This is a genomic window from Bacillus sp. CDB3 (assembly GCF_002081505.1).
Taxonomy (GTDB): Bacteria; Bacillota; Bacilli; order Bacillales; family Bacillaceae_G; genus Bacillus_A; species Bacillus_A cereus_AT.
On record NZ_ALBR01000097.1, the window covers coordinates 138657 to 156568 of the forward strand.

A 17912-nucleotide genomic window follows, 5' to 3' on the forward strand; every position below is an offset into this window, starting at 1 on the left:
GGGATGAAAATAGAGAGAAAACCTAAAATTGTCATCATGGGAGGAGGAACTGGACTTTCTGTTTTATTAAGAGGATTAAAACAATATCCTGTTGATATTACGGCAGTTGTAACAGTAGCCGACGATGGAGGCAGTTCAGGTAGACTACGTGATGAGCTAGAAATTCCACCCCCAGGTGATATTCGTAACGTACTTGTTGCGTTATCGGATGTAGAACCATTAGTGGAAGCTTTATTCCAGCACCGTTTTACAACTGGAGACGGACTGAAAGGTCATGCGTTAGGAAATTTATTATTGGCAGGTATGACTTCGATTACAGGAGACTTTTACCACGCGATTACGGAGACAAGTAAAGTATTAAATGTCAGAGGACGTGTATTGCCAGCAGCGAATCAAAGTGCGGTACTTCATGCAGAGTTAGAAGATGGGGAAATTGTAACAGGTGAATCAAAGATCCCTTATTTCGGGAAGAAGATTAATCGTGTCTTTTTAACTCCAGAAGATGTAGAACCGCTATATGAAACGTTGATGGAAATTAAACGGGCTGATTTACTTGTTTTCGGTCCAGGAAGTCTGTACACGAGTATATTACCGAATTTAGTTGTTAATAAAATTGGGGACGCTGTTCTTGCTGCAAAAGCGAAGAAGGTATATGTGTGTAATGTTATGACGCAAGCGGGTGAAACGATGGGGTATACTGCGTTCGATCATGTGCAGGCGTTACATGATCATTTAGGTAAACCATTTATCGACACTGCAATTGTAAATAATCGTGATATTCCTTGTGAATTACGTAAGTTATATGAGGAAGAAATGTCGGGACCAGTTGTAGTGGATACAGATCGTTTTGCTGCAAATAATATCGAAATCATTCAAGATCAATTAGCGAAGTATGATGAGCGTGTTGTAAGACATGATACATTAAAGTTAGCTTCGATTTTATATTCACTGCTATAAATGTGCGTTGCCTCGTTTGAGGTAACGCTCCTCATTCATATAGGACAAGATTTTTGTTCCAAAATAATCGTATAAGGAGGTGTTGACTGTGTCATTTGCATCGGAAACCAAGAAAGAGTTGACCAATCTTGAAATGAAGGAATGCTGTGAGAAAGCGGAATTATCGGCGTTGCTTCGAATGAACGGATCGCTTTCTTTTTCAAACCGTCGCTTATCTATCGATATTCAAACGGAAAATGCAGCAATCGCAAGAAGGATTTATACGCTTTTGAAAAAAGGATATGATGTGACGGTAGAATTACTTGTGCGTAAAAAAATGCGATTGAAGAAAAATAATGTATATATCGTGCGGCTTGTTGAGAAGTCTCGCGAAATATTAGCAGATCTTCATATTGTTCGAGATGACTTTTCGTTTATTCGAAATATATCGCAGGAATTAATCGAGAAGAAATGTTGTAAACGATCGTATTTACGCGGTGCATTTTTAGCAGGTGGTTCAGTAAATAACCCAGAAACATCATCTTATCATTTAGAGATCTTTTCGTTATATAAGGAACATAATGATGCTATATGTGAACTGATGAACGGATTTGATTTAAATAGTAAGACGTTGGAAAGAAGAAAAGGGTACATTACGTATTTGAAAGAAGCTGAGAAAATTACTGAGTTTTTAAATATTATAGGTGCTCATAATGCACTTTTAAGATTTGAAGATATTCGAATTGTTCGCGATATGCGTAATTCAGTAAATCGTTTAGTTAACTGTGAAACAGCTAATTTAAATAAAACAATTGGTGCAGCGCTAAGGCAGATCGAGAACATCCGCTATATTGATGAGACGATTGGACTTGATATTTTGCCAGATAAACTACGAGAAATTGCGCAACTACGAAGAGATTATCAAGATGTAACATTGAAAGAGTTAGGTGAGATGGTATCCGGGGGGAAAATTAGTAAATCGGGTATTAATCATCGTTTGCGTAAAATCGATGAAATTGCAGAGAAATTACGCGCGGGGGAAACAGTAGCAAAAAAATAAGAGGCTAAAGGGGAAATGGAGCTGTGGTTCAAAAACTGGTTAAAGTTTCATTAAAAAACGGCTTACAAGCACGTCCGGCTGCGTTGTTTGTGCAAGAGGCAAATCGTTTTCATTCTGATATTTTCATCGAGAAAGATGGAAAGACAGTTAATGCAAAGAGCATAATGGGGATTATGAGCTTAGCAATCGGAACTGGTAGCATGATTACAATTACAACAGAAGGTTCAGATGCAGAGGAAGCTTTAGAAGCATTAGCTGCATATGTACAATAAAAGGCTATCGCGAATGTGCGATAGTTTTTTTGTTTTGCTGTTTGTGAGTGCGGCCTGGTTGGTGGGGGATGTAGACGAAAGTGCATAATAAAAAAGCGTCCTGTGTATAGGGCGCTTCCGCTTTAAATGTATCTAGCTTCAGCGGCAAGCTCTTCGTGTCTAAGAACCTTCCGCATAAGAAGGCAAAAAGCGCCTTTTATGCGAAAGAACCTTAGCCAGTCAGAGCTGAACGAGCCGCCTCTGCTTTTAGTTATTAACGATTTGTAAAGATCTTATCGATTAAGCCGTATTCTAGAGCTCTTTCTGCTGTCATGAAGTTGTCGCGGTCTGTGTCGCGTTGTAGAACTTCAAGTGGTTGACCTGTACGGTCAGCAAGAATTTGGTTTAGTTTTTCACGTAAGAATAGGATACGTTTTGCAGCGATTTCGATTTCAGTCGCTTGACCTTGTGCACCACCAAGTGGTTGGTGAATCATTACTTCACTGTTTGGAAGTGCATAACGTTTTCCTTTTTCACCTGCTGCAAGTAAGAATGCACCCATAGATGCAGCCATACCGATACAGATTGTTGATACTTGTGGTTTAATAAACTGCATTGTATCGTAAATTGCCATACCTGCTGTGATAGAACCACCAGGGCTGTTGATGTAGATGTGAATATCTTTGTCTGGATCTTGAGATTCCAAGAATAAAAGCTGGGAAACGATTGAGTTAGCTACGTTGTCATCAATTGCACTACCAAGCATAATGATGCGGTCTTTTAATAGTCGAGAGTAAATATCGTAAGCGCGTTCTCCACGATTTGTTTGTTCAATTACTGTAGGAATTAAATTCATCTGTTATTTCCTCCTTCTAAAGCTTTCTTAGTCTTATAATACAATTATGGTCAATAAAGGTCAAACGAAACCACTTTAAATCAAAAAAATATGTAGTTGTACCATGAAATATTCGCTATGTTTTTGAAATTCCCTGCTTATGTATCTTCAACATCATAACCGATTTACATAAATTTAAACGTTATGAAAGCTGGAGAAAAAAGAAAAGAACGCCTTTTTACTGAAGCGTTCTTTCGAGAGTTATTCTTTTAAAAGGTAGGTTACTCTATTTAAAATCTTTTCGATTTGTTTCGCGTTTTTACTATACATTTCGCTTGCTGATTTCGACTTTGTTTCTAAGGAAAATAGTTCAAGATCAGCATGACATTTTTTTAAAGATGCCAATAACAAAGGTTTGTTTTGAGGAGAAGGCATTTGTAGTTTGTCATTATAAATGTCGATAGTAAGTTGTCCGTATGAATCAACTTGACCGAGAAAGACATTTTCAATAACAACACCGAGTTTTTCTAGTTCAGCATGTAACCAAGCACGGTTATGTCCACTAGAGGATAGAGGTTCATCTAAGACATTGCCATCCATAATAACAGTTTGTGGTTCTTTTTCGTTCGGCACTTTTAAACCGATATCTTTTGCTGTAAGTGGTTGGCGATCTTTCTTCAGTAATACATTTAATTCTCCGCTCGGTTCTAATACTGCAAATTCAACATCAGCTACGCTGAACGCATCTTTTCCGCGGAGAAGTTCTAATAATTCGTCACTTGTATATTTTTCTTTCTTTAAGTTATCTTCGAGTATCTTTCCATCTTTTATTAATACGGTAGATTTCCCTTCAAAAAAATCCCGGGCTGTTTTGTTCTTTAGGGAGAGGATTCCTGTGAAAAAAGGTACCACAGCGAAAATGAGTATCGCAAAGACGCCGTGGAAAAATTTTGAATCGAGCCCTGTAGATACTTGGGCAGCGATGTCACCGATTGTCATTCCGGCTATGTATTCAAAAAAGGAGAGCTGAGAGATTTGTCTTTTTCCTAACCATTTCGTAATAGCGAATAAAATGATTAATATGAATACAGAGCGGAGAATAACGAGTGTCCATTCGGGCAGGTGAGACATAGTCATTCCTCCAGTTTACTTAAAACCCTTTATATTGAGGTTCTTCACGTTCTAATACTGAAACTCTATTCTGTAAATCAGCGATGACGCTGTCCATTTCTAACATACATTCATGAAATGCGCGTTTTGATTCTTCGTCTTGTGAATTTAATGAAAGGGAGCTTAAACTTGCTTGAGCCCCTCTTACACTGGCAAGGCAAGTTTTTACGCTAGCGATAACAGTCATGCAGACACCTCTTATCCTTTCGGTTTAAATAGTAATGCTCCGATGAATCCGAAAATGATAGCAGCAGAAACACCAGCACTTGTTACTTTAAACATACCGGTAATAACGCCAACAATTCCGTGTTTTGCAGCTTCTTCCATAGCGCCGTGAACGAGGGCGTTACCGAAACTTGTAATGGGTACTGTTGCCCCAGCTCCAGCGAAATCAATTAATGGTTCATACAAATTGAATCCATCTAATATAGCTCCGGCAACAACGAGTGTTGCCATTGTATGAGCTGGTGTTAGCTTGCCGACATCAAACATAAGTTGTCCGATTACACATATGAGTCCGCCAATGACGAAAGCCCAGAAAAAAATCATTGTGTTGCACCTCCAAATTCGATCGATACAGCATGAGCGATACATGGAATTGTTTCTTCTTGTTGGAATGTAAGGGGAGATAGTAAAGCACCTGTCGCAACAACTAGTATCTTTTTGAATTCTCCTTTTTTCATTCTATTTAATAAATGTCCGTACACGACTGTTGCTGAACAGCCTGGGCCACTTCCGCCGGCTATTACAGGTTGACCTTCTCTATAAATGATGATTCCGCAATCTTGAAATTGCTCGCTCTTTACTTTTGTCCCATGTTTATGTAGTAAGTCATAAGCAATTTCGCGTCCAACATGTCCGAGGTCGCCTGTTACGATTAAATCGTAGTGAGATGCATCGAGATTTCTTTCTCTTAAATGAGCCTCAATTGTATCGACAGCAGCTGGAGCCATTGCGCCTCCCATATTAAATGGATCAGTTAATCCCATATCAACAACTCGCCCAATCGTTGCAGATGTAACCCTTGGGCCATGTCCAGTATCGCTCAAAATAGCGGCTCCTGCTCCAGTCACTGTCCACTGGGCGGTAGGAGGTTTTTGTCCCCCGTATTCAGTTGGATAACGAAATTGTTTTTCCACGGCAGCGTTATGACTTGAAGCTCCAGTTAATAAATATTTTGCGCCTTTTGCATTTACAATACTTGCACCGAGCGCTAAACCTTCCATAGAAGTAGAACAAGCACCAAATAATCCGAGATAAGGTGTGCCAAGTGTGCGGCATGCAAAGCTTGTTGGAGTTATTTGATTAATTAAGTCTCCAGCGAGGACAAATTGAATATCATCTTTCCTAAGTTTGGCTTTTTCTGTAGCGCGGCTACAAGCCTCTTCAAACAAAATTTTATGTGCTTTTTCATAGGAGTCTTGTCCGAGCCATAAATCTTCATGCAGGGTATCGAAATCTTCAGGGATTTTTCCATTTGCTTCAAATGGGCCGCCGACTACACCTGTTGAGATGATAACTGGTTTGTTTTCGAATACCCATGTTCGGTGTCCTTGTAACATTTACAGCCCTCCCCATTGAAAGAGAATCGTTTTAATAAGTGCGATGACGAAAGCGGAAAATACGCCAAATAAGATGACCGATCCTGCTAGTTTAAACATGTTACCACCAACGCCGAGAACGAATCCTTCTGTACGGTGTTCAATACATGCGGCAATAACAGAGTTACCAAATCCAGTAACGGGCACCGCAGTACCAGCGCCAGCGAATTGCCCAAGGCGATCGTAGACGCCAAATCCCGTCAGTAGCATGGAGATAAAAATAAGAGTTGCAACGGTAGGATTTCCAGCAGATCTTTCAGTGAAATCGAAATAAGTAATATAAAAGGTGGAAATCAGTTGGCCTATTAAACAGATTAATCCCCCGACGAAAAAAGCTTTTATACAATTTTTTAAAACGGGTCGCTTCGGTTCGCGCTGTTGTTCAAATTTTTTATATTCTTGTTGTACAGGTGTTAAATTTTTATCTTTACTAGACATTTGAATCCTTCCTTCTCTTTTAGAAAGCTTAAATATTAGATCCCATTTCTGATTGGATGAGTTTCAATTGTTTTTTGATGCCATCCTTGCTTACTTTCTTTTTCTTGATTTTGTTTTCAAGTTCTTCTATGAGCATAAAAATCTTTTTGTCTGTACTTACACGAATATCGAAAGTAGGATTTTCATCACTTAGCTTCTTTTTAATTTACTTCGTAACGGTTTTAAACCAAACCTTTCGTGATGTTCAGGTTTGATAGCTATGTAAAGATCTAAATTTGTATTAACTGCGGTAGCTTCTATAATTCCATCTATAGCGAGAGCTTTTTTCTTAGCTTCTTGCGATATAGATTGATTAAAGGATTCTGTACTCATTTTTGTTAACTTGGGGCCCTTTTCTTCTTTCGTTCGTTTTGCTTCTTCTTTCTTTACCTTTTTATCTAACGGGCTATTATCACATCCGGTAAGTGAACCGAATAGGAGCATAAATAACGCGGTTATGATTCCGAGTTTTCGCATTATAATCATTCCATTTCTATTGCATTATGTAATGTGAGAGAAAAAGGATGATTGCATATCATCCTTTTTCTCAAATTGTGTACCATTAGATGAAATGGTACTTTCGGTTATTGCTGTGTGTATTGTGGTTCTTCTTGCTGGACTTCTTCAACACGTGGGTTTAAAGAATCGATAATTGTTTGTGTTTGCTCTGCAGCTGTTTGGAAAAGTTGCTTAGCTTGTTGGTTATCCGTATCAAGAGCGAATCCCTCTAAGCTAGCTTGTGCACTTTTTAATCCAGAAACAGTTTGCTTTAGTTTTGTAATTACAGTCATTGAATGAAGCCCCCTTTGGAATATCAATTCAAAGATTATAATTTGTGAGTTGGGGTGAATTTATGATTGGAAAATTTAGGTGTGCTACATGTGTAGATTACAATTTTGTAATGGATATGTAAGGGAAAGCGATAGTGGAAAAAACTTTTTCTCCTAGAATAAAGAAAGTAAAGCAAGTTAAAAGGACATTTGAAGGAGAGAAAAATGAAGAAATTATTATTAGGTTTAATTGGACTTTTTATATTAGTTATTGGTGTGGCAAGCTTTTCTCATAATGAGGTGACTGATAGATATAATCCGCTTGTGAAAGAAGACTTTGTATATGTAAAAGCGAAAGAATCTGGCCGACTATCTACAGTTGGAGAGGTAGCTGGAGACTATAAACTTACTGGTTATTATGCTTCAGGTGAAGGAAGAGACGTTAAGTTTTATGCGCCTCGTGGGCTTAGAGAGGGAGCGTATGTTAAGGTTAAAACGAAAGGTGAATATATTGAAACATACCAAGAAGTACAGCCGGATGAAATTCCAAAAGAGATTAAAGAGAAATTAGATAAATAAAACCGTTAAGAAATGCCTCCTAAATGTAGAAATTAGGGGGCATTTTCATGCGGAAAATAGCGTATATACAATGTGCTATCAAAGAGTTTTTATTGATTTAAATGGTTTTTATTGCTATTATTATGAAGAGAAAATGAAGTATAATTTATAATCATGCGCCCATAGCTCAGTCGGATAGAGCGGTGGTTTCCGGTACCACGTCTGCCGGGGGTTCGAATCCCTCTGGGCGCGTAAAAAGGTCCTAACTTACATTTGTAAGTTAGGACCTTTTTTTATTTCTCTCTTGTTATATCTGGTTATAAGATTTACTATTAGTATGTGGTAATAACTTTTGTGCGTTATTATTTTCTTTCAATATTATTCAAATTTCGGTTGTAAGATGTAAATCTCATTAATACATATAAATTAATAATATTTTGGAATGGGTGTCTGTGATAGCATTCTCCTTTTACCAAACTTATTGTACAATAGAAACAAGGGGGAGATTAGTTTGAAGGCAAGTCTTTTACAAGAACAAAGCTTACGTTTGGCAATGACACAAGAGTTAAGGCAAGCGATTACAATGCTCCAGTATAATGTACAAGAATTATCGGAGTTTTTGTATGAGCAATCGTTAGAGAATCCCCTTATTGAGTTAGGTGGTTTCGAGAGGGAGAAGAAAAAGAGCTCTAACACAAGTAAAAGTACCGGCAAACAAGTCGAGAATCAAATGGAAATCTACAGTGTGGATTCTACAACGATTCAGCAACATTTATTAAATCAAATACAGTATTATAAAATAGAGGAAGAAGAGCGAAAAGTAGCTTCTTTCATTATTATGAACATGGATGGAAATGGGTATTTACAAGAAACGAATGAAGAGTTAGCAAATCTTCTTTCCGCACCGATTTATGTAGTCGACCGTTCTGTAGAGCTTGTCCAATCACTTGAGCCAGCAGGGGTAGGAGCGCGTAATATTCAGGAATGTCTAACTTTGCAATTGAAGCGCTTACAAAGACGGAATGGATTGGCAGAAGAGGTTATAGAAGATAATTTCGCTTATTTCGTGAAGAAAGATTGGCGAAAGCTTGTTCAAGTGTTGAAGTGTAGCAATGAAGAATTGCAGGATGCGGTAAATTGTATAACATCATTGCAACCAAAGCCAGGTCTTGCGTTTTCTTCTGATAAACCACTTTATATTGTGCCTGATATGGCAGTGAAAAAAGATGGTGATCGTCTTGTTTTACAGATGAATGAGAGAAATATGCCAAGAATTGAAATTCATTCTGAGTATAGTGCGCTTCTTAATAATAGTGAGAGTGAAGTAGCATCTTACGTATCAGAAAAGTATCAGCATGTGCAGTGGATTATGCGCAGTTTGAAACAGAGAAAACAAACGCTTCTGCAAGTGATGACCATTATTATGGAAAAACAACGTGATTTCTTCTGGGAAGGTCCAGCGTATTTAAAGCCGCTCGCTTTAAAAGAGGTGGCGGAAGAGTTAAGTGTGCATGAATCTACAATTAGTCGTGCAACGCGAAATAAATATGTGCAAACGCCACACGGTTTATTTGAGATGAAATCGTTCTTTAGTAATGCAGTTTCGACGACAGAGGATGAGGCAGTTTCAACGAAGCGAGTGAAACAGCTTATTCAAACGCTTGTGGAAGCAGAGAATAAGAAAAAGCCACTCTCAGATCAAAAGATTTCAAAATTATTAGAAGAAGAGCATGAAATTGTTATTTCTCGAAGAACAGTGGCGAAGTATAGAGAACAAATGCATATTCCAGCTTCGTCATTACGAAAAACAATCGGATAGGTGAAGAAGATGAAAGTTGTACTATATACAAAAGTAGATTGTGGTCTTTGCGTGCAGGCAAAACAAGTTTTACAAGAAGTACAATGTGAATATTCTTTTCAAATCGAGGAAATAGATATATATGAAGATAATGACCTTTTAGAAAAATATCATTTAATGATTCCGGTTGTAGAAATAGGCGGAAAACAAGTAGAATATGGTAACATTCACAAAGGTGTCATAATAAACTATATAAAGAATGCAGTTAAGAGTTGAATAAGTTTCTATCTCCTGTTACAATAATACACGTAGCAGGGATTATTTTTTTAACCTATGTGGGACATAAAATGTCACTACGGGACACAAAGTGACCACAAGGGAAAATGAACCAATGTAGTGAGGAGAAAAGATATGCGCTCATGGATTCAGAACACAAAAAAATTATTACCTGATCTGCTACCTGTTATGCAAACGAGAATGCAAGTTCTTCAATACATTAGGCTCATGCAGCCGATTGGAAGAAGGAACTTATCAGCAAGTCTCGGTATGACAGAACGAGTATTGCGAAGTGAAGTTCAAGTTTTGAAAGAACAAAACTTAGTTCACGTCGCTTCTTCTGGAATGACTTTGACAGAAGAAGGAACAGCTTTAGTTCTTGCTTTGGAAGACTTTATGAAAGAAATTTCCGGGTTAAAGGTTTTAGAAAAACAACTTAAGGAAACATTAGACTTGGATGAAGTTTTCGTTGTCCCTGGTGATAGTGATGAATCACCTTGGGTCAAACTGGAGATGGGCCGTGCTTGTGTGACTTGTATAAAAGACCGTCTGACAGTGAATAATATCGTTGCTGTGGCTGGAGGAACTACGCTAGCTGCTGCTGCGGACATGATGCAACTTGATTGCAAAGATTTACATATGCTATTTGTCCCAGCACGTGGTGGAATTGGAGAAGGTGTTGAGTTAGAAGCCAATACCATTTGCGCCAAAATGGCACAAAATACGATGAGTAATTATCGCTTATTGTATGTTCCAGATCACGTTAGTAGCGAAGCATATGCGTCCATTGTAACAGAGCCCTCCGTGAAAGAAGTTCTTGAGTTGATTCGATCTTCCAATATCGTCATTCATGGAATTGGTGATGCGTTAACAATGGCACGTCGCAGAAATACTTCAGAAGCAGATTGGTTAAAGATTCAGGCAAGCGAAGCAGTTGGCGAAGCTTTCGGTTACTACTTTAATGAACAGGGAAATGTTGTTCATAAAGTAAGAACGGTTGGTATGCAACTTGAAGATTTACAAAATGTATCTCACGTTGTTGCAGTCGCTGGAGGTTCTTCAAAGGCAAAGGCAATACAGGCTGTAATAAAGCAAGGGCACACTTCAATTCTAATTACAGATGAAGGTGCAGCAAAACAGTTAACAAAGGGTATTACCCTTTAAATATAATCCCCCAAGGAGGAAATTCAAATGACTAAAATTGGTATTAATGGATTTGGACGTATCGGACGTAACGTATTCCGCGCAGCTCTTAACAACTCTGAGGTAGAAGTAGTAGCAATCAACGACTTAACAGATGCTAAAACATTAGCTCACCTTTTAAAATATGACACAGTTCACGGAACTTTAAATGCAGAAGTATCTGCTAACGAAAACAGCATCGTTGTTAACGGTAAAGAAATTAAAGTTATCGCTGAGCGTGACCCAGCTCAATTACCATGGAGCGACTACGGAGTAGAAGTAGTAGTAGAATCTACTGGCCGTTTCACTAAAAAATCAGACGCTGAGAAACACTTAGGTGGATCAGTTAAGAAAGTTATCATCTCAGCTCCAGCTTCTGACGAAGATATCACTGTAGTTATGGGTGTTAACCACGAACAATACGATGCAGCTAACCACAACGTAGTATCTAACGCTTCTTGTACTACAAACTGTCTAGCTCCATTCGCTAAAGTATTAAACGAAAAATTCGGCGTAAAACGCGGAATGATGACAACAATTCACTCTTACACTAACGACCAACAAATCTTAGACTTACCACACAAAGATTTACGTCGTGCTCGTGCAGCAGCTGAAAACATGATCCCAACATCTACTGGTGCTGCTAAAGCTGTAGCATTAGTATTACCAGAACTTAAAGGTAAATTAAACGGTGGCGCTGTACGTGTTCCAACTGCTAACGTTTCTCTTGTTGACTTAGTTGTTGAACTTGACAAAGAAGTAACAGTTGAAGATGTAAACGCAGCATTCAAAGCAGCAGCTGAAGGCGAATTAAAAGGTATCCTTGGATACAGCGAAGAGCCATTAGTATCTATCGACTATAACGGATGTACAGCTTCTTCTACAATCGATGCATTATCTACAATGGTAATGGAAGGTAACATGGTTAAAGTACTTTCTTGGTACGATAACGAAACTGGTTACTCTAACCGCGTAGTAGACTTAGCAGCATACATGACTTCTAAAGGTCTTTAATTCTTAAGTATATAAGCAATCAATGACAAAACGAGGGAGAGGGTTTGTTCCCTCTCTCTCTTCTTTCGTTTTAGAAGCAAATGTGTTAAGCTTTTGAATGGGTTTTGTCAATCCTAACTAGTAGTCGGAGGGAAATCCAATGAACAAAAAATCAATTCGTGACGTAGATTTAAAAGGTAAGCGTGTATTTTGCCGCGTTGATTTCAACGTACCTATGAAAGAAGGCAAAATTACAGATGAAACTCGTATCCGTGCAGCTCTTCCTACAATTCAATATTTAGTAGAGCAAGGTGCGAAAGTAATTTTAGCAAGTCATTTAGGCCGTCCAAAAGGTCAAGCAGTAGAAGAATTACGTCTTACTCCAGTAGCAGCACGTTTAGGCGAGCTTCTTGGTAAAGATGTTAAAAAAGCGGACGAAGCATTCGGACCAGTTGCACAAGAAATGGTTGCAGCAATGAACGAAGGCGACGTATTAGTTCTTGAAAACGTACGTTTCTATGCGGGCGAAGAAAAGAACGATGCAGAACTTGCGAAAGAATTTGCAGCTCTTGCTGATATCTTCGTAAACGATGCATTCGGTGCAGCTCACCGTGCTCACGCTTCTACAGCAGGAATCGCAGACTACCTACCAGCAGTATCTGGTCTATTAATGGAAAAAGAGTTAGATGTATTAGGTAAAGCACTTTCTAACCCAGAACGTCCATTCACAGCTATCATCGGTGGTGCGAAAGTAAAAGATAAAATCGGTGTAATTCGTCATCTATTAGACAAAGTAGATAACTTAATCATCGGTGGCGGACTTGCTTACACATTTGTTAAAGCTTTAGGTCATGAAATTGGTCTATCTCTATGTGAAGACGACAAGATCGAACTAGCTAAAGAATTTATGCAACTTGCAAAAGAAAAAGGCGTAAACTTCTACATGCCAGTTGATGTTGTAATCACAGAGGAATTCTCTGAAACTGCAACAACTCAAATCGTAGGTATCGACTCTATCCCTTCTACTTGGGAAGGCGTGGACATCGGTCCTAAAACACGTGAAATTTATGCAGATGTAATTAAAAATTCTAAGCTTGTTGTATGGAATGGACCAATGGGTGTATTCGAAATGACTCCATTCGCAGAAGGTACAAAAGCAGTAGGACAAGCATTAGCAGATGCAGAAGATACATACTCTGTTATCGGCGGTGGTGACTCTGCAGCAGCTGTTGAAAAATTCGGTATGGCTGATAAAATGAGCCACATTTCTACTGGCGGCGGTGCGTCATTAGAATTCATGGAAGGCAAAGAACTTCCAGGTGTAGTTTGTCTTAACGACAAATAAGTAGCAGCCAAAGAAAAAGGACGGTGCAAAGCATGCGTAAACCAATTATCGCAGGTAACTGGAAAATGAATAAAACTCTATCTGAAGCAGTTAGCTTCGTAGAGGAAGTTAAAGGTCAAATCCCAGCAGCTTCAGCTGTTGATGCAGTAGTTTGCTCTCCAGCTCTATTCTTAGAGCGTTTAGTAGCGGCAACTGAAGGAACTGACTTACAAGTAGGTGCACAAAACATGCACTTCGAAAAAAATGGTGCATTCACTGGCGAAATTAGCCCAGTAGCACTTAGCGACTTAAAAGTAGGCTACGTAGTACTTGGCCACTCTGAGCGTCGTGAAATGTTTGCTGAAACAGACGAGTCAGTAAACAAAAAGACTCTTGCAGCATTTGAACATGGTTTAACACCAATCGTATGTTGTGGTGAGACTTTAGAAGAGCGCGAAAGCGGAAAAACATTTGATCTAGTAGCAGGTCAAGTGACAAAAGCACTTGCAGGTTTAACAGAAGAGCAAGTTAAAGCAACTGTTATCGCTTATGAGCCAATCTGGGCTATCGGTACAGGCAAATCTTCTTCTTCTGCAGATGCAAATGAAGTATGTGCGCACATCCGTAAAGTTGTTGCAGAAGCTGTTTCTCCAGAAGCTGCAGAAGCTGTTCGTATTCAATACGGCGGTAGCGTAAAACCAGAAAACATTAAAGAGTATATGGCACAATCTGACATCGACGGCGCTTTAGTTGGCGGTGCTAGCTTAGAGCCTGCTTCGTTCTTAGGTCTTCTGGGGGCGGTAAAATGAGAAAGCCAACAGCTTTAATCATTCTTGATGGTTTCGGACTACGTGAAGAAACTCACGGGAATGCTGTAGCACAAGCTAAGAAACCTAATTTTGATGGTTACTGGAACAAATTTCCTCACACAACGCTTACAGCTTGTGGTGAGGAAGTAGGTCTTCCAGAAGGTCAAATGGGTAACTCTGAGGTTGGTCACTTAAATATCGGTGCAGGCCGCATCGTATACCAAAGCTTAACACGCGTAAACGTTGCAATTCGTGAAGGTGAGTTCGATCAGAACGAAACTTTCCAAAATGCAATTAAAAGCGTAAAGGAAAAAGGTACTGCTCTTCATTTATTCGGTTTACTTTCTGATGGTGGTGTGCACAGTCACATGAACCATATGTTTGCTCTTCTTCGCTTAGCTGCAAAAGAAGGCGTGGAGAAAGTTTATATCCATGCATTCTTAGACGGCCGCGATGTTGGACCACAAACGGCAAAAGGTTATATCGATGCAACAAATGAAGTAATTAAAGAAACAGGTGTAGGACAATTCGCGACTATCTCTGGTCGTTATTACTCCATGGATCGTGACAAGCGTTGGGATCGCGTAGAAAAATGTTACCGTGCTATGGTGAATGGTGAAGGACCTACTTATAAATCAGCAGAAGAGTGTGTAGAAGACTCTTCTGCAAATGGTATCTACGATGAATTCGTATTGCCGTCTGTAATTGTTAACGAAGATGACACGCCAGTTGCAACAATCAATAATGATGATGCAGTTATCTTCTATAACTTCCGTCCAGACCGTGCAATTCAAATTGCTCGTGTATTTACAAACGAAGACTTCCGTGAGTTCGATCGTGGTGAAAAAGTACCTCACATTCCTGAATTCGTTTGTATGACACATTTCAGTGAAACTGTAGATGGTTACGTGGCATTCAAGCCAATGAACCTTGATAACACATTAGGTGAAGTTGTTGCGCAAGCGGGATTAAAGCAACTTCGCATCGCGGAAACTGAAAAGTATCCGCACGTGACATTCTTCTTTAGCGGTGGTCGTGAGGCTGAATTCCCAGGAGAAGAGCGTATCTTAATTAACTCACCGAAGGTTGCAACGTATGACTTGAAACCTGAAATGAGCATTTACGAAGTAACGGACGCTTTAGTAAATGAAATTGAAAATGATAAACATGATGTTATCATTCTTAACTTTGCAAACTGTGATATGGTTGGCCATTCTGGGATGATGGAACCAACAATTAAAGCAGTAGAAGCAACTGACGAATGTTTAGGAAAAGTTGTAGAAGCGATTCTTGCAAAAGATGGTGTAGCACTTATTACTGCTGACCATGGTAATGCTGATCAGGAGTTAACTGCTGATGGTGGACCAATGACAGCTCATACAACTAACCCGGTTCCTTTCATCGTTACAAAAAATGATGTAGAGCTTCGTGAAGGTGGTATTTTAGGAGATATCGCTCCAACAATGCTTACACTTTTAAATGTGGAACAACCGAAAGAAATGACAGGTAAAACAATTATTAAATAATTTGCTTATATAAAAAGGAGAGAATTTATTATGTCAACAATTATTGATGTTTATGCTCGCGAAGTCCTTGACTCTCGTGGTAACCCAACTGTAGAAGTAGAAGTTTACACAGAAAGCGGCGCTTTCGGACGCGCTATCGTACCAAGTGGTGCATCTACTGGTGAGCACGAAGCAGTAGAATTACGTGACGGTGACAAATCTCGTTACCTTGGAAAAGGTGTTATGAACGCAGTAAACAACGTTAACGAAGCAATCGCTCCAGAAATCGTTGGTTTCGACGTAACTGACCAAGCTGGTATCGACCGTGCTATGATCGAATTAGATGGCACTCCAAACAAAGGTAAACTAGGCGCTAACGCTATCCTTGGTGTATCTATGGCAGTAGCTCACGCAGCAGCTGACTTCGTAGGTCTTCCATTATACCGTTACCTTGGTGGATTCAATGCAAAACAATTACCAACTCCAATGATGAACATCATCAACGGTGGTTCTCACGCTGATAACAACGTAGACTTCCAAGAGTTCATGATCTTACCAGTTGGTGCTCCAACATTCAAAGAATCAATCCGTATGGGTGCTGAAGTATTCCATGCACTTAAAGCTGTATTACATGACAAAGGTCTTAACACTGCAGTAGGTGACGAAGGTGGATTCGCTCCAAACCTTGGTTCTAACCGTGAAGCATTAGAAGTAATCATCGAAGCTATCGAAAAAGCTGGTTACAAAGCTGGCGAGAACGTATTCTTAGGAATGGACGTTGCTTCTTCTGAGTTCTACAACAAAGAAACTGGTAAATATGACCTTGCAGGCGAAGGCCGTACTGGCTTAACTTCTGCAGAAATGGTTGATTTCTACGAAGAGCTTTGCAAAGACTTCCCAATCATCTCTATTGAAGATGGTTTAGACGAAAACGACTGGGATGGTCACAAATTATTAACTGAGCGTATCGGTGATAAAGTACAATTAGTTGGTGACGATTTATTCGTAACTAACACTCAAAAACTTGCTGAAGGTATCGAAAAAGGTATCTCTAACTCAATCTTAATTAAAGTTAACCAAATCGGTACTTTAACTGAGACTTTCGAAGCAATCGAAATGGCTAAACGTGCTGGTTACACAGCAGTTGTATCTCACCGTTCTGGTGAAACTGAAGATGCTACAATCGCTGACATCGCAGTTGCAACTAACGCTGGCCAAATCAAAACTGGTTCTATGAGCCGTACTGACCGTATTGCTAAGTACAACCAATTATTACGCATCGAAGACGAACTAGGCGAAATCGCTGTTTACGATGGTTTAAAATCTTTCTACAATATCAAACGATAATTGCAGAAAATAACGACAGACCGTGAGAAATCACGGTCTGTTTTTTTTATGCTAAAATTGCTCACCCGTCATAAGTGACATGAAATGTTTAAAGAAACGGTTATAATCAAAATCGATTGCTATTTGATGACTCGGCCAATCAATAAAAGGACTCGGCTGAACTCGAGATCGAAACTCTCCAATGCTTGTTCCTTGTGCATAAGATTCTGTCATGACAACAATAGGTGACTTGTGATAAGTGAACATAGAGTTATCAAATAAAGCGAGTATTGGTATTGTGTCATGAAAGGGGCTTCCCTTTAAATGCGGCAAGGCATCTTTATAATATCCGTAGTAATAATGATCGAATAACGGTTTGACAAGTGGAGCTTTTCCTTTTGTTTCAATGTACTCAGCCATGTCAGGTGTAACGATAGAATACTGCGTTACATTTAATGGGTATATGTACATGTTAGATGCGGATTGTAATACAATGTTAGCCGCGATTGGATCACCATAAAAATTCGCTTCCGATAATGGAGTTACATTACCTGGATGTAAAAAGGCACCACCCATTAGGTAATAAGACTTGATTTGCTGCATTAAATTTTTACATAAAATAAATAAAATAGCTAGGGAAGTGAGTCGTCCTAAACTTACAATGACTAGTTCGTCTTTATATTGCTCAATAAGAGGAATAACTTCAAAGAAATTCTCCATTTCTCCGTTTTGTAAATTTTCATTTGGGATGATTGGTCCTAATCCTTTTTCACCGTGAACATCCGTAAAAAAAGTGGGCGGACCTCCATTGAGAGGACGTTCTGAACCACCAAATATTTTCATATCTCCATTTCTTGATTTTTGTTTAAGAAAATGAGCATTTTGTACGGCCATTTCTTTTGGAACATTGCCGTAATCAGCGACAATTCCAACGACTTCAATTTCATCGATAAAAAACGCGAGGAGGAGGGCTATCGTATCGTCGATTCCAGGATCACAAAAAATGAGAACTTTTTTAGACATATGTTCACCACCTATCCT

20 protein-coding genes, 1 tRNA gene and 1 pseudogene are annotated in these 17912 nt (G+C 39.1%); 13 read left to right on the forward strand and 9 right to left on the reverse strand.

Annotation, left to right across the window (positions count from 1 at the left end):
- The first annotated feature begins 3 nt into the window (after positions 1-3).
- From CDB3_RS24830 to CDB3_RS24840, 3 genes are all read left to right on the forward strand, one after another.
- Positions 4-957, forward strand: a complete 954-nt coding sequence (locus tag CDB3_RS24830) for a gluconeogenesis factor YvcK family protein (RefSeq protein ID WP_097832343.1) — start codon at positions 4-6, stop codon at positions 955-957.
- A gap of 88 nt (positions 958-1045) precedes the next feature.
- Positions 1046-1996, forward strand: coding sequence for a DNA-binding protein WhiA (whiA, locus tag CDB3_RS24835; RefSeq protein WP_128856313.1), 951 nt, complete (start codon positions 1046-1048; stop codon positions 1994-1996).
- A gap of 23 nt (positions 1997-2019) precedes the next feature.
- Positions 2020-2268: an HPr family phosphocarrier protein gene (locus CDB3_RS24840; RefSeq protein ID WP_000250255.1), complete on the forward strand. Its 249-nt coding sequence runs from the start codon at positions 2020-2022 to the stop codon at positions 2266-2268.
- Positions 2269-2521: 253 nt separating this feature from the next.
- Here CDB3_RS24840 and clpP read toward each other — a convergent pair whose 3' ends face one another.
- From clpP to CDB3_RS24880, 8 genes and pseudogenes are all read right to left on the reverse strand, one after another.
- Positions 2522-3103, reverse strand: coding sequence for an ATP-dependent Clp endopeptidase proteolytic subunit ClpP (gene clpP / locus CDB3_RS24845; RefSeq protein ID WP_128856314.1), 582 nt, complete (start codon positions 3101-3103; stop codon positions 2522-2524).
- Between the two features lie 240 nt (positions 3104-3343).
- Positions 3344-4213 (reverse strand): DUF421 domain-containing protein, encoded by an 870-nt coding sequence (locus tag CDB3_RS24850; RefSeq protein WP_128856315.1) that lies wholly within the window; start codon positions 4211-4213, stop codon positions 3344-3346.
- Between the two features lie 19 nt (positions 4214-4232).
- On the reverse strand, positions 4233-4439 hold the full coding sequence (locus CDB3_RS24855) for a DUF1657 domain-containing protein (protein ID WP_128856316.1): 207 nt from the start codon (positions 4437-4439) through the stop codon (positions 4233-4235).
- 11 nt (positions 4440-4450) lie between these two features.
- Complete coding sequence (gene spoVAE / locus CDB3_RS24860; RefSeq protein WP_000575919.1) at positions 4451-4801, reverse strand: stage V sporulation protein AE; 351 nt, start codon at positions 4799-4801, stop codon at positions 4451-4453.
- Complete coding sequence (gene spoVAD / locus CDB3_RS24865; RefSeq protein ID WP_097832341.1) at positions 4798-5814, reverse strand: stage V sporulation protein AD; 1017 nt, start codon at positions 5812-5814, stop codon at positions 4798-4800. Before spoVAD ends, spoVAE begins: the two co-directional genes overlap by 4 nt.
- A complete protein-coding gene (spoVAC, locus tag CDB3_RS24870) occupies positions 5815-6291 on the reverse strand; it encodes a stage V sporulation protein AC (RefSeq protein ID WP_002034730.1) in 477 nt (158 codons plus the stop codon). It lies immediately after the preceding gene.
- A 28-nt stretch (positions 6292-6319) separates the two neighbouring features.
- Positions 6320-6807 (reverse strand): annotated as a pseudogene (locus tag CDB3_RS24875) (YhcN/YlaJ family sporulation lipoprotein).
- 107 nt (positions 6808-6914) lie between these two features.
- Positions 6915-7121, reverse strand: coding sequence for a DUF1657 domain-containing protein (locus CDB3_RS24880; RefSeq protein WP_002124076.1), 207 nt, complete (start codon positions 7119-7121; stop codon positions 6915-6917).
- A gap of 204 nt (positions 7122-7325) precedes the next feature.
- Between CDB3_RS24880 and CDB3_RS24885 the strand changes: the two genes are divergently transcribed.
- From CDB3_RS24885 to eno, 10 genes are all read left to right on the forward strand, one after another.
- Positions 7326-7679, forward strand: a complete 354-nt coding sequence (locus CDB3_RS24885; RefSeq protein ID WP_000734941.1) for a YxeA family protein — start codon at positions 7326-7328, stop codon at positions 7677-7679.
- A gap of 155 nt (positions 7680-7834) precedes the next feature.
- Positions 7835-7910, forward strand: a tRNA-Arg gene (locus tag CDB3_RS24890).
- 259 nt (positions 7911-8169) lie between these two features.
- A complete protein-coding gene (gene rpoN / locus CDB3_RS24895) occupies positions 8170-9477 on the forward strand; it encodes an RNA polymerase factor sigma-54 (protein WP_128856317.1) in 1308 nt (435 codons plus the stop codon).
- 9 nt (positions 9478-9486) lie between these two features.
- Positions 9487-9732, forward strand: a complete 246-nt coding sequence (locus tag CDB3_RS24900) for a glutaredoxin family protein (protein WP_000869744.1) — start codon at positions 9487-9489, stop codon at positions 9730-9732.
- Positions 9733-9867: 135 nt separating this feature from the next.
- Complete coding sequence (cggR, locus tag CDB3_RS24905) at positions 9868-10896, forward strand: gapA transcriptional regulator CggR (RefSeq protein ID WP_001258192.1); 1029 nt, start codon at positions 9868-9870, stop codon at positions 10894-10896.
- 27 nt (positions 10897-10923) lie between these two features.
- Complete coding sequence (gene gap, locus CDB3_RS24910) at positions 10924-11928, forward strand: type I glyceraldehyde-3-phosphate dehydrogenase (protein WP_000161234.1); 1005 nt, start codon at positions 10924-10926, stop codon at positions 11926-11928.
- A 139-nt stretch (positions 11929-12067) separates the two neighbouring features.
- Positions 12068-13252: a phosphoglycerate kinase gene (locus CDB3_RS24915; protein ID WP_001036333.1), complete on the forward strand. Its 1185-nt coding sequence runs from the start codon at positions 12068-12070 to the stop codon at positions 13250-13252.
- Between the two features lie 32 nt (positions 13253-13284).
- Complete coding sequence (tpiA, locus tag CDB3_RS24920; protein WP_001231042.1) at positions 13285-14040, forward strand: triose-phosphate isomerase; 756 nt, start codon at positions 13285-13287, stop codon at positions 14038-14040.
- Positions 14037-15566, forward strand: a complete 1530-nt coding sequence (gpmI, locus tag CDB3_RS24925) for a 2,3-bisphosphoglycerate-independent phosphoglycerate mutase (protein ID WP_128856318.1) — start codon at positions 14037-14039, stop codon at positions 15564-15566. Before tpiA ends, gpmI begins: the two co-directional genes overlap by 4 nt.
- Before the next feature lie 30 nt (positions 15567-15596).
- Positions 15597-16892: a phosphopyruvate hydratase gene (gene eno / locus CDB3_RS24930; protein ID WP_002124088.1), complete on the forward strand. Its 1296-nt coding sequence runs from the start codon at positions 15597-15599 to the stop codon at positions 16890-16892.
- 51 nt (positions 16893-16943) lie between these two features.
- Here eno and CDB3_RS24935 read toward each other — a convergent pair whose 3' ends face one another.
- On the reverse strand, positions 16944-17894 hold the full coding sequence (locus tag CDB3_RS24935) for a nucleoside hydrolase (protein ID WP_128856319.1): 951 nt from the start codon (positions 17892-17894) through the stop codon (positions 16944-16946).
- Positions 17895-17912: the final 18 nt, after the last annotated feature.

Excerpts from the sequence above, each read along its gene's own strand:
- CDB3_RS24830 (WP_097832343.1), top strand. The coding sequence starts at position 4 with ATGAAAATAGAGAGAAAACCTAAAATTGTCATCATGGGAGGAGGAACT.
- clpP (WP_128856314.1), bottom strand. The coding sequence starts at position 3,103 with ATGAATTTAATTCCTACAGTAATTGAACAAACAAATCGTGGAGAACGC.
- CDB3_RS24850 (WP_128856315.1), bottom strand. The coding sequence starts at position 4,213 with ATGTCTCACCTGCCCGAATGGACACTCGTTATTCTCCGCTCTGTATTC.
- CDB3_RS24855 (WP_128856316.1), bottom strand. The coding sequence starts at position 4,439 with ATGACTGTTATCGCTAGCGTAAAAACTTGCCTTGCCAGTGTAAGAGGG.
- spoVAE (WP_000575919.1), bottom strand. The coding sequence starts at position 4,801 with ATGATTTTTTTCTGGGCTTTCGTCATTGGCGGACTCATATGTGTAATC.
- spoVAD (WP_097832341.1), bottom strand. The coding sequence starts at position 5,814 with ATGTTACAAGGACACCGAACATGGGTATTCGAAAACAAACCAGTTATC.
- spoVAC (WP_002034730.1), bottom strand. The coding sequence starts at position 6,291 with ATGTCTAGTAAAGATAAAAATTTAACACCTGTACAACAAGAATATAAA.
- CDB3_RS24880 (WP_002124076.1), bottom strand. The coding sequence starts at position 7,121 with ATGACTGTAATTACAAAACTAAAGCAAACTGTTTCTGGATTAAAAAGT.
- CDB3_RS24885 (WP_000734941.1), top strand. The coding sequence starts at position 7,326 with ATGAAGAAATTATTATTAGGTTTAATTGGACTTTTTATATTAGTTATT.
- CDB3_RS24900 (WP_000869744.1), top strand. The coding sequence starts at position 9,487 with ATGAAAGTTGTACTATATACAAAAGTAGATTGTGGTCTTTGCGTGCAG.
- cggR (WP_001258192.1), top strand. The coding sequence starts at position 9,868 with ATGCGCTCATGGATTCAGAACACAAAAAAATTATTACCTGATCTGCTA.
- gap (WP_000161234.1), top strand. The coding sequence starts at position 10,924 with ATGACTAAAATTGGTATTAATGGATTTGGACGTATCGGACGTAACGTA.
- CDB3_RS24915 (WP_001036333.1), top strand. The coding sequence starts at position 12,068 with ATGAACAAAAAATCAATTCGTGACGTAGATTTAAAAGGTAAGCGTGTA.
- tpiA (WP_001231042.1), top strand. The coding sequence starts at position 13,285 with ATGCGTAAACCAATTATCGCAGGTAACTGGAAAATGAATAAAACTCTA.
- gpmI (WP_128856318.1), top strand. The coding sequence starts at position 14,037 with ATGAGAAAGCCAACAGCTTTAATCATTCTTGATGGTTTCGGACTACGT.
- eno (WP_002124088.1), top strand. The coding sequence starts at position 15,597 with ATGTCAACAATTATTGATGTTTATGCTCGCGAAGTCCTTGACTCTCGT.
- CDB3_RS24935 (WP_128856319.1), bottom strand. The coding sequence starts at position 17,894 with ATGTCTAAAAAAGTTCTCATTTTTTGTGATCCTGGAATCGACGATACG.